Origin of the sequence: Gordonia crocea, assembly GCF_009932435.1 — a bacterium.
Lineage (GTDB): Bacteria > Actinomycetota > Actinomycetes > Mycobacteriales > Mycobacteriaceae > Gordonia > Gordonia crocea.
Genome location: NZ_BJOU01000002.1, coordinates 314,213 through 324,192, shown reverse-complemented (window position 1 = coordinate 324,192; position 9,980 = coordinate 314,213). Strand labels below are relative to the sequence as shown.

9 protein-coding genes and 1 riboswitch are annotated in these 9,980 nt (G+C 67.4%); of the genes, 6 read left to right on the top strand and 3 right to left on the bottom strand.

What is annotated here, in order from left to right:
• Both nbrcactino_RS13230 and nbrcactino_RS13225 read right to left on the bottom strand, forming a co-directional pair.
• On the bottom strand, positions 1 to 519 hold a 519-nt coding region (locus tag nbrcactino_RS13230), incomplete at its 3' end, for a coiled-coil domain-containing protein (protein ID WP_371864579.1).
• 94 nt (positions 520 to 613) lie between these two features.
• Positions 614 to 1,321 carry a C40 family peptidase gene (locus tag nbrcactino_RS13225; protein WP_161928009.1) on the bottom strand — a complete coding sequence of 236 codons (708 nt, stop codon included), beginning with the start codon at positions 1,319 to 1,321 and terminating at the stop codon, positions 614 to 616.
• Between the two features lie 13 nt (positions 1,322 to 1,334).
• Positions 1,335 to 1,504, bottom strand: a riboswitch (cyclic di-AMP (ydaO/yuaA leader).
• A 562-nt stretch (positions 1,505 to 2,066) separates the two neighbouring features.
• On the opposite strand from nbrcactino_RS13225, the gene nbrcactino_RS13220 reads away from it, so the two are divergent.
• Together nbrcactino_RS13220 and nbrcactino_RS13215 are read left to right on the top strand one after the other, a co-directional pair.
• Positions 2,067 to 3,923, top strand: coding sequence for a DEDD exonuclease domain-containing protein (locus tag nbrcactino_RS13220; RefSeq protein WP_161928008.1), 1,857 nt, complete (start codon positions 2,067 to 2,069; stop codon positions 3,921 to 3,923).
• Between the two features lie 13 nt (positions 3,924 to 3,936).
• A complete protein-coding gene (locus tag nbrcactino_RS13215; RefSeq protein WP_161928007.1) occupies positions 3,937 to 4,212 on the top strand; it encodes an Lrp/AsnC family transcriptional regulator in 276 nt (91 codons plus the stop codon).
• 16 nt (positions 4,213 to 4,228) lie between these two features.
• On the opposite strand, the gene trpD is transcribed toward nbrcactino_RS13215, so the two are convergent.
• Positions 4,229 to 5,293, bottom strand: coding sequence for an anthranilate phosphoribosyltransferase (gene trpD / locus nbrcactino_RS13210; RefSeq protein ID WP_161928006.1), 1,065 nt, complete (start codon positions 5,291 to 5,293; stop codon positions 4,229 to 4,231).
• A gap of 180 nt (positions 5,294 to 5,473) precedes the next feature.
• Here trpD and ctaE point away from each other — a divergent pair, with 180 nt between their 5' ends.
• The 4 genes from ctaE to qcrB are packed head-to-tail and all read left to right on the top strand — an operon-like array spanning position 5,474 to position 9,825.
• Entirely contained in the window at positions 5,474 to 6,088 is a 615-nt protein-coding gene (gene ctaE, locus nbrcactino_RS13205) for an aa3-type cytochrome oxidase subunit III (RefSeq protein ID WP_161928005.1), read from the top strand.
• Between the two features lie 49 nt (positions 6,089 to 6,137).
• Entirely contained in the window at positions 6,138 to 7,055 is a 918-nt protein-coding gene (gene qcrC, locus nbrcactino_RS13200; protein WP_161928004.1) for a cytochrome bc1 complex diheme cytochrome c subunit, read from the top strand.
• Positions 7,052 to 8,206 (top strand): cytochrome bc1 complex Rieske iron-sulfur subunit, encoded by a 1,155-nt coding sequence (gene qcrA / locus nbrcactino_RS13195; protein ID WP_161928003.1) that lies wholly within the window; start codon positions 7,052 to 7,054, stop codon positions 8,204 to 8,206. Before qcrC ends, qcrA begins: the two co-directional genes overlap by 4 nt.
• Positions 8,203 to 9,825, top strand: coding sequence for a cytochrome bc1 complex cytochrome b subunit (gene qcrB / locus nbrcactino_RS13190; protein WP_161928002.1), 1,623 nt, complete (start codon positions 8,203 to 8,205; stop codon positions 9,823 to 9,825). The genes qcrA and qcrB overlap by 4 nt, the downstream gene beginning before the upstream one ends.
• The last annotated feature ends 155 nt before the right edge of the window (positions 9,826 to 9,980 follow it).

Here is a 9,980-nt window from a genome sequence, read left to right as displayed (position 1 = left end):
CACCTCGGCGCTCTTCGTCGCCTCTTCCTTGGTCTTCACCGCGGCCGCACGGACCCGCCCGAGGTCCTTCAGGTTCCGCGTCGCGTCGTGCGAGATGACGTCGAGCGCCGACATCTGGTCCAGCATCTGCTGGGGCGAGTCGCTGACCAGGAGCGCGTACAGGCGGTTGATCCGGGCACCGCGGTAGCTGGCCCGCAAGATGCCGTTGACCCGGCCCTGCAGGTACTGCTGACGCGCCTGCGTGGAGTCCAACTGCTTCTGCGCGGTGGCGGCCGCCTTGCGTGAGCGTGCCACGACTGCGCGCTGCTTGTTGTACTCGATCGTGGCGTTGTGCATGGCCTCGGCGGACTTCTCCGCCTCGACGTTCAGCTTCTTGTAGTCGGCGACCAGCTGACCGGCATTGCGCGACGGAACGGCTGACGCCGTCGTCGTCGGGAGCAGGGACAATCCGATCGAGGAAACCACCAGCGCGACGGCCGCGGCCGCTCCGTGGCGTCGCGCCCAGCTAGCAGAACTCATGAGACTCATACTTCTTCCGACTCCAAGAGACGAGAGCAGGCGGACACCCGAGTCATAACCGGAAGCCCGCCCACCTCAACAGCTCGAACCGCGCTCAGTAGCGGCGGACGGCCGTGAGCGCCCAGGTCTTGACCTTCTGCTTGTTGACCGGCACGCCGTAGGTCTGGCTGTGGACGAACTCGCCGTTGCCGACGTAGATACCGGAGTGGCTGCCGCCGTTGAAGATCAGAACGTCGCCAGGCTTGGCGTCCTTGTAGGCCACCGCCTTGCCGCCGCTCATCTGGCCGTAGCTGTCACGCGGGATGGTCTTGCCGGCGTTCTTGTAGGACCAGAACACCAGGCCCGAGCAATCGAAGGCGTTCGGACCGGCCGACCCGTAGGAGTACGGCGAGCCGATCTTGCTCTTGGCGTTGAGAACGGCCTTGTCAGCAACGGTGGTGCGCTCGAACGGGTTCGACTGCCCGGCCTTGGGCTGGAACTCCTTGGGAATCTGGTTCTGCGCGATCCCCGGGATCGAGAAGGTGCCGACGTTCGGCACGGCGACCTGGGCGCCCTGGGCCGCCTTGGCCTGCTGCGTCTTGGCGGGCGCCTTCTTCACCTTCAAGTTCTTGGCGGGGTGCTTCTGCTGGTTGAGGTGGTCGCCGAGCGCGCCGAGCTCGATGCTGCCCAAGTGCGGCACGGCGACGGGGGACGCTGCGGCTTGGCCTGCGGCGATCGACCCCATGGCGATGGCGCCGGTGATGACCGCGCCCTTCGCGACCGCGCTGCTGCGGCTGGTCTGCTCCAAACGGTGTTTGGCCACGAGATGATTCTCCTTTATGTCTCCCTGCGCCTGCCGGGTTAGCTGTCGGGTTCGGGCTGGAAGATGCCCTACGCGTTGCCTGACGAGCTGCATCAGGCGCGGCGATTCACCCCGGTCAAGACCTTGCGGCCCTGGTTGGGTCCCCGGCTCGCCCCTCGCGGGGCGATTAAGCGGTTGACTCTCGCGGACCACTCCTGTTGGAGCGTGACGTTCCGCAATGTCTCGAAAAGGTTACGAAACCGTTTGACGAATGTCCAACGTTTCGCCAACACCAATTCCAGGCGTCGAGTCAGCGGTTCACTTTACCCGGCCTCGACCAGCTTGAGAAATCCGCGCGAAGACTGCCCCTGACGTGGACTTATCCGGCCGATGGCCGCCTTCGCCTCAGCAGGTGTGACGAGCATCGCCCCCCGGAGGTTCGCGATGGCCACCAGGAGGTCGGCACGCTGCTCGGCAATGCTGGGTGCTTCCGGTGTTTCTCCTGCGTACGAGCTTGAATCTGCACACACCAACACGTTCATCATGCAACCGCCGCAGGCCGTCGGGCGCCCCGGACAGCTCTCGCAATCGATTTTCATGTGATCTCCGTCTCATTTGACTGTTCACTCTCGGTTCAAGGCCCATTCACCCGGGCTCCGACCCGGACGCGACCTCTGACCCCGGACGCTATCGAGGACCTCTGACATCGGATCGAGACCGACGACGGTCGCCGAGAATGTCGGGGGCTCGAACTAATGTTCGCCCCATGCGAGTCATGGACCCCGCGGATACCGATCAACTCACCCTGGCCGACTCCGGGTTGCCCGACGTCGGACTCCCCCGCGGACCCCGCCCGCCCGGCCGCGCCGTGCCGGCCGGCACACACCGCCGTGCCCCCTCGTCGGCGCAGCTCGCCGAGATGGCCGCGTGCGTCGTCGGCGGCGTCGAGCAATCGCTGGCCGGCACGACGTTTGTCGTCGTCGATTTGGAGACCACCGGTGGCAGCGCCGACCGCGACGCGATCACCGAGATCGGCGCGGTCAAGGTCCGCGGCGGCGAGGTGGTGGCAGAGTTCGCGACCCTCGTCGACCCGGAGCGCCCGATTCCGGCGGAGATCGTCGGCCTCACCGGCATCAGCGCGTCGATGGTCGCGGGTGCGCCGCCGATCGGCGAGGTCCTCCTGTCGTTCATGGAGTTTGCCCGCGGAAGTGTCCTGGTGGCGCACAACTCGCGCTTCGACCTCGGCTTCCTGTCGGCGTCGGCGCGCCGCTGCGGCATCGACTTCCACTTCCCCGCAACGCTGTGCACCGTGGCCCTGGCCCGCCGCGTGTTGTCCCGCGACGAGGCCCCGTCGGTGCGGTTGTCCGCCCTGGCCGATCTGTTCGCCACCACCACGACCCCCACCCACCGCGCCCTCGATGACGCGCGGGCGACGGTCGACGTGCTGCACGGGCTGCTGGAGCGGATCGGCAACCGCGGCGTCACCACCTTCGCCGAACTACTCGCCTACCTGCCGCGTGCCACTCCCGCCCAACGCGCCAAGGCCGGGCTCGCCGCCGGCGTCCCCCGCGCACCCGGCGTCTACCTCTTCCGGGGGCCCGCGCAGGAGGTGCTCTACATCGGCACCGCGGTCGACCTGCGCCGTCGCGTGCAGTCCTACTTCTCCGGTGACTCGCGGCCCCGGATCGCCGAGATGGTCGCGTTGGCGACCCGGGTGGACCACGTCGTCTGCGCCCACGACCTCGAAGCCGGCGTCCGCGAACTACGACTCCTGGCCGCGCACAACCCCGCCTACAACCGACGGTCGACACAGCCGCGCCGTGGTTGGTGGGTCTGCCTGACCGACGAGCGGTTCCCGCGGTTCACCGTGCGGCGCGAACCGCCCGCCGAACCGGTCGGACTCGGCGAGCCGATGTCGATCGGCCCCATCCCGCGGCGCGCCACCGCCGCGACCGTCGCCGAGGCGCTGACCCGCGCAACCGGGTTGCGCTCCTGCACCACCCGGCTTGGCGCCCGCGCCGACTACCACTGGTGTCCGCCGCGCAACGGCGTCGGGGACTGCGCCGCGGCGACGCCCACACCCGAGCCGGTGGCCGACTACCTGAGCCGGGTGCGCAACGCACTCGAGTTGGCCGCCGGACGATCCGACGAGGCGTTGCGCACCATGGCGGTCGCCGTCAGGTCCGCCGCCGCCGCCGAGCACTTCGAGACCGCGGCCCGGCGTCGGGACCAACTCGCCGACACGATCAGTGCGATCAGCGCGACCCATCGACTTCGGGCCCTCTGCGCGGTCGGCCAACTCGTCGTCGCACGACCCGCGACCGATGGCGGGTGGCGTTTCGCCGTCGTCCGGCACGGCCGCCTCGCCGGCGCCGGAACCTCCCGACCGGGGGCGCCGCCGATGCCCGTCGTCGACGCCGTGCTCGCCGGTGCGCAAACCGTCCGGCCCACCGACGGCCCGCTGCGGGGGGCGGCCCCCGAAGAGGCCGCGCTCGTCTACCGGTGGGCGACCGCCGCCGACGCCCGCATCGTCGACACCACCGACGGCTTCGCACTCCCCCGCCACAGTGCGTGCGGGTGGACCGGATGGGCTGCGACGGCCCGCTCGGCCCGGGACTCGTGACTACGCTGTAGCCATGCTCACTGCATTCGTGATGATCAGCGCCGACGTCCACTCGATTCCGGAGACCGCCCAGGCCGTTGCCGATATCGACGGGGTCACCGAGGTTTACTCGTGCGCCGGCGACATCGATCTCATCGCGAAGATCAAGGTGCGCGATCACGAGGCCATTGCCGAGGTCGTCACCGGCCGGATTAACCGGCTGCAGGGCGTCACCGCCTCGACGACCCACATCGCCTTCCGCAGTTACGCCAGCAGGGAGACCGAAGCCGGGTTCTCCGTCGGCGAGTAGCGGTGCGGCGGCGGCGCTAGCCCAGTTCGCCGCTCAGGCGCGCCCACCGCTCGAGGACATCGGCCGCGGCGCCGGAATCGATCGCCTCGCCGGCCCGCGACACCTCCGAGGCCAGTGCCGCCACCAGTTCGTCCCGACTCATCGGCGCGGTCTGTTGCGCCGCCACCAGGGCCGCCGCGGAATTGAGCAGTACCGCATCGCGAACCGGGCCGCGCTGGCCGGCGAAGAGTTCTCGGGCCACCACGGCATTGGCCGCCGCATCCCCGCCCTGTAGCGCCGCGAGTTCGACCCGCGCCAGCCCCAGATCGCCCGCGGGATCGATCCGGTGCTTGGTCACGGTGCCGCCGACGACCTGCCACACCGTCGACGTACTCGTCGTGGTGAACTCGTCGAGGCCGTCGTCGCCTCGCACCACCAGCACCGACGACCCCCGGTTGGCGAAGGTCTGGGCCAATACCGGCGCCAGGTCGGCGAACGCGCAGCCGATCAAACCGGCGCGCGGTTGGGCCGGGTTGGTCAGCGGCCCCAAGACGTTGAACACCGTCGGCACGCCCAATTCCTTGCGCGGCGGACCGGTGAACCGGAATGCCGGGTGGAAGACCGGGGCGAAGCAGAAGCCGATCCCCACCTCGTCGACGCAGCGCGCGACCCCCTCGCCGTCGAGGTTGATCGTGACGCCCAGCGCCTCCAGCACATCGGCACCACCGCTCTTGGAGGAGGCGGCCCGGTTGCCGTGCTTGACCACGGGGACGCCGGCGGCGGCGACGACGATCGACGTCATCGTCGAGATGTTCACCGTGTGCGACCGGTCTCCGCCGGTACCGACGATGTCAACCGCATCGCGCGTGGTCTCCACCCGATTCGCATGCGCGAGCATCGCGTCGGCCAACCCGTCGAGTTCGGCCGGAGCCGCACCCTTCATCTTCACGGCCAAGCCGAACCCGGCGATCTGCGCACTGGTCGCGGCGTCGGCCATGATCTCGTTCATCGCCCACCGTGCCTGCTCCGAGGTGAGGTCCTGGTTCTCGCTCACCAGACCGAGAACGAACGGCCAACTCAACTCAGACTGCTTGCTGCTCACCCGTCCACCCTAAACGAGGGGTGGGAGGCCCCGCCCCGGCACCGACGACACACGCACACGCGGCCGAGACACGCCGGACACACCACCGCCCACCTGCTTCTACCTGCAGCGCCGCAAATTCTTTCACCAATTTATCGACCCCGGTGGTCACGCTTTACTACGAACCGTCATACTTCTTGTGTGACTAGCGCTGCAGGTACCCCGTCAACGGCCATCACGGCTCGGGTGCACTCGCTGAACCGCCCCAACATGGTCAGCGTCGGCACAATCGTGTGGCTTTCCAGTGAGCTCATGTTCTTCGCCGGTTTGTTCGCGATGTACTTCGTCGCGCGGGCGAACAACGCCACTGGTGAGTGGCCCATGGCCCCCACCGAGCTCAACCTCTGGCTGGCGGTCCCAGTGACCACCGTGCTGATCCTCTCGTCAGTGACGTGCCAGATGGGCGTGTTCGCCGCCGAGCGCGGCGATGTCTTCGGCCTGCGCCGGTGGTACATCCTGACCTTTGTGATGGGCGCCTTCTTCGTCGCCGGTCAGGCCTACGAGTACGTGCACCTCGTCGAGCACGGCACGACGCTCTCGTCGACCGCCTACGGCTCGGTGTTCTACATGGCCACCGGCTTCCACGGCCTGCACGTCATCGGTGGTCTCGTCGCCTTCATCTTCCTGCTCGTGCGCACATGGCTGTCGAAGTTCACCCCGGCCCAGGCGACCGCGGCAATCGTCGTGTCCTACTACTGGCACTTCGTCGACATCGTGTGGATCGCCCTGTTCGTCACGATCTACTTCATCCGTTAGCCCACACAGACTTCCAGCCCCGGTCAGTCCGCTTAGTAGAGAGTCGCAGATGAGTACATCTCCACCGCGAACGTCGGATATCGCGAACGACGACACCGCCACGGTCACCACGACCCCGGCCCGCTCGACGAAGGCCCGCCGCAAGTTGCGTCGCCGTGCCTCGGGGGCGCTGCTGCTGCTGGCCGGCCTGGCGTCGGCCGGCGTCATCACCGCAGTCCTGACACCCAACGCCCAGGTCGCCGTCGCAGACCCGACCACGCAGTCGCAGGCGATGATCGAGGCGGGCAAGCAGCTGTACGACACCTCGTGCATCAGCTGTCACGGCTCCAACCTGCAGGGTGTGGCCGACCGCGGACCGTCGTTGATCGGTGTCGGCGACGCCGCCGTCTACTTCCAGGTGTCCTCCGGCCGTATGCCCGCGGCGCGCAACGAGGCACAGGCCGCGCGTAAGCCCGCCAAGTTCACCGAGGCGCAGATCACGCAGCTCGGCAAGTACATCCAGTCCGTCTCCGGTGGACCCCAGGTGTACTACGTGCGCGAGAACGGCGTCGTGAAGACCGATGAAAACGGCATCCCGATCGTCGCCCAGCGCGAATTGCGCGGCGCCAACCTCGGTCGAGGCAGTGAACTCTTCCGCCTCAACTGCGCCTCGTGCCACAACTTCACCGGCCGTGGCGGCGCGCTGTCGTCGGGCAAGTTCGCCCCGAACCTCGACGCACCGAGCGAGCAGGAGATCTACACCGCGATGCTGACCGGGCCGCAGAACATGCCCAAGTTCAGCAATCGCCAGCTGTCCCTTCAGGAGAAGAAGGACATCATCGGTTTCATCAAGTACTCCTCGGAGTCGCGGCAGCCCGGTGGCCTCGGCCTCGGCGGCTTCGGCCCGGTCAGCGAGGGCATGGTGATGTGGATCGTCGGCATCGGTGCGATCGTCGGCTTTGCAATGTGGATGGGATCGCGATCATGAGTGCTACGGAGAACACTCCGACCAGCGAAGAGCTCGCCGAGATGGACCGTGCCGAGCTGGTCAAACTCGGGACGAATCTCGACGGCGTCGAGATCCTGCACCGCGAGCCGCGTTTCCCCGTCCCCGGAACCCGCGCCGAGAAGCGCGCGTCGCGCATCGTCACCTTCTGGTTCGCCCTGGCCGGCGTCTCGGCTCTCGCGTGCCTGGTGATCTTCCTGTTCAACCACTGGCGCTTCGTGATGCCTGAGCACCCGGACTACTGGCTGTACTCGCTGAACACGCCGTTGCTGGGCATCACCTTCGGCTTGTCGATCCTGTCCATCGGCATCGGCGTCGTCCAGTTCACCAAGCGGTTCATCCCCGCTGAGATCTCGGTCCAGGACCGCCACGACGGCGGATCCTCCGAGGCGGACAAGAAGTCGACCGCGGCGCTCCTCGGCGATGCGCTGGAGACCTCCACCCTCCCCCGCCGGAAGATGATCCTCGGCTCGGCCGCCTTCGGCCTGGGCGCCTTCGCGCTCACCGGCCTCGTCGCCGCACTCGGCGGATTCATCAAGAATCCGTGGGCGCTGCGCGAGAAGGCCCCGCTGTGGCACTCCGGATGGTCGCCGATCTACAACCCGGCCGACAACCCGAACGAGACCATCTTCCTGCGCCGCGACACCGGCAACCCGTACCAGGTCGCCCTGGTCCGACCCGAGGACCTCGACGCCGGCGGGATGGAGACAGTCTTCCCCTGGCGTCCCTCCGACGGCCACGGCGAGGACGAGGAGTCGCGACACAAGTTGCTGCAGGGCCTGCGCTTGGTGCGTAACCCGGTGATGCTCATCCGCCTTCGTCCCGAAGACGCCGCCAAGGTCGTCAAGCGCAAGGGCCAGGAAAGCTTCAACTACGGCGACTACTACGCCTACACCAAGGTCTGCAGCCACCTCGGGTGCCCGACCTCGTTGTACGAGCAGCAGACGAACCGAATCCTGTGCCCCTGCCACCAGTCGCAGTTCAACGCACTGGAGTACGCCAAGCCGGTCTTCGGCCCGGCTGCGCGAGCACTGGCACAGCTGCCTATCACGGTGAACAACCAGGGCTACATGGTCGCCGCCGGTGACTTCATCGAGCCCGTCGGACCGGCCTTCTGGGAGCGGAAATCATGACAACCATCGCCGATCGCCTCGGAGCTCAGGCGGAAGAAGTCGATTCGCGGTACCACCTTGCCGCTGGCCTGCGCCGGCAGATCAACAAGGTGTTCCCCACCCACTGGTCCTTCCTGCTGGGCGAGGTGGCGCTGTACTCCTTCGTCATCCTGCTGCTCTCCGGTGTCTACCTGACCCTGTTCTTCGACCCGTCGATGGCCCACGTCACCTACCACGGCGACTACCAGCCACTCAACGGTGTCACCATGAGCCGTGCCTACGAGACCACGCTGAACATCTCCTTCGAGGTGCGCGGCGGACTCTTCGTCCGGCAGATCCACCACTGGGCGGCCCTGCTGTTCGCGGCGTCGATCATCATCCACATGCTGCGCATCTTCTTCACCGGTGCGTTCCGCCGGCCGCGCGAGGCCAACTGGATCATCGGCTGCCTGCTCCTGCTGCTGGCGATGTTCGAGGGCTTCTTCGGCTACTCGCTCCCCGACGACCTGCTCTCGGGCACCGGCGTCCGCGCCGCAATGAGCGGTATCGTCCTGGGCATTCCGCTCGTCGGGACCTGGATCCACTGGGCCCTGTTCGGCGGCGACTTCCCGGGCGACATCATCATCCCGCGCATGTACGTGCTGCACATCCTGCTGTTCCCGGCCATCATCCTGGCCCTGATCGGCGCCCACCTCGCGCTGGTCTGGTACCAGAAGCACACGCAGTTCCCCGGCCCCGGCCGTACCGAGCGCAACGTCGTGGGTGTGCGCATCCTGCCGGTGTTCGCCGCCAAGGCCGGCGCCTTCTTCGCGATCACCTTCGGTGTTCTCGGGATCATGGCCGGCGTCTTCCAGATCAACCCGGTGTGGACGATCGGCCCCTACAACCCAGCGCAGGTGTCCGCCGGCTCCCAGCCCGACATCTACATGCAGTGGACTGACGGTCTGGCCCGCTTGATGCCGCCGTGGGAGCTGTACCTGGGCAACTACACCATTCCGGCGATCTTCTGGGTCGTCGTGCTGATCGGCTTCATGTTCACCGGTATGTTCGCCTACCCGTGGATCGAGAAGCGGCTCACCGGCGACAATGCGCACCACAACCTGCTGCAGCGTCCGCGTGACGTGCCGGTGCGCACCGCGATCGGTGCGATGGCCGTCTCGTTCTACGTGATCATGACGCTGTCCTGTATGAACGACATCATCGCGTTCCGCTTCCACATCTCGCTCAACGCGACGACGTGGATGGGTCGCATCGGCCTTCTCGTCGTACCGCCGCTGGCGTACTTCATCGCCTACCGCTGGGCGCTCTCGCTGCAGCGCAGCGACCGTGAGGTGCTCGAGCACGGAATCGAGACCGGCATCATCAAGCGGCTGCCGCAGGGCGAGTACATCGAGGTGCACCAGCCGCTCGGCCCGGTCGACGACCACGGTCACCCGATCCCGCTCCCCTACGAAGGCGCGGCCATCCCGAAGAAGATGAACAAGCTCGGTGCCGCGGGTTCCCCGGGCTCCGGTGGCCTCTTCTTCGCCGACCCGCCGGAGGAGCAGGAACTCAACGCCGAGCTGGAGCACAAGCAGCACGTCGCCGAGCACAAGGCTCTGCGCGAACTGCAGGCCCAGAACGGCAACGTGCTCGACTAGCAACTCCTCCCCTCCCCCCGGGGAGGCACAGGCAAGGAAAGGCCGCCAGGATCAGTCCTGGCGGCCTTTCCCGTCGACTGGGCCCACATCCCCGCCGACTGGGCCCCGATCTTCGCCGACTGGGCCCTCATCTTCGCCGACTGGGCCCCGATCTT

Bases quoted from the DNA above. Each gene is read 5' to 3' on its own strand.
- nbrcactino_RS13220 (WP_161928008.1), top strand. From the start codon at position 2,067: ATGCGAGTCATGGACCCCGCGGATACCGATCAACTCACCCTGGCCGAC.
- qcrB (WP_161928002.1), top strand. From the start codon at position 8,203: ATGACAACCATCGCCGATCGCCTCGGAGCTCAGGCGGAAGAAGTCGAT.
- qcrC (WP_161928004.1), top strand. From the start codon at position 6,138: ATGAGTACATCTCCACCGCGAACGTCGGATATCGCGAACGACGACACC.
- nbrcactino_RS13215 (WP_161928007.1), top strand. From the start codon at position 3,937: ATGCTCACTGCATTCGTGATGATCAGCGCCGACGTCCACTCGATTCCG.
- qcrA (WP_161928003.1), top strand. From the start codon at position 7,052: ATGAGTGCTACGGAGAACACTCCGACCAGCGAAGAGCTCGCCGAGATG.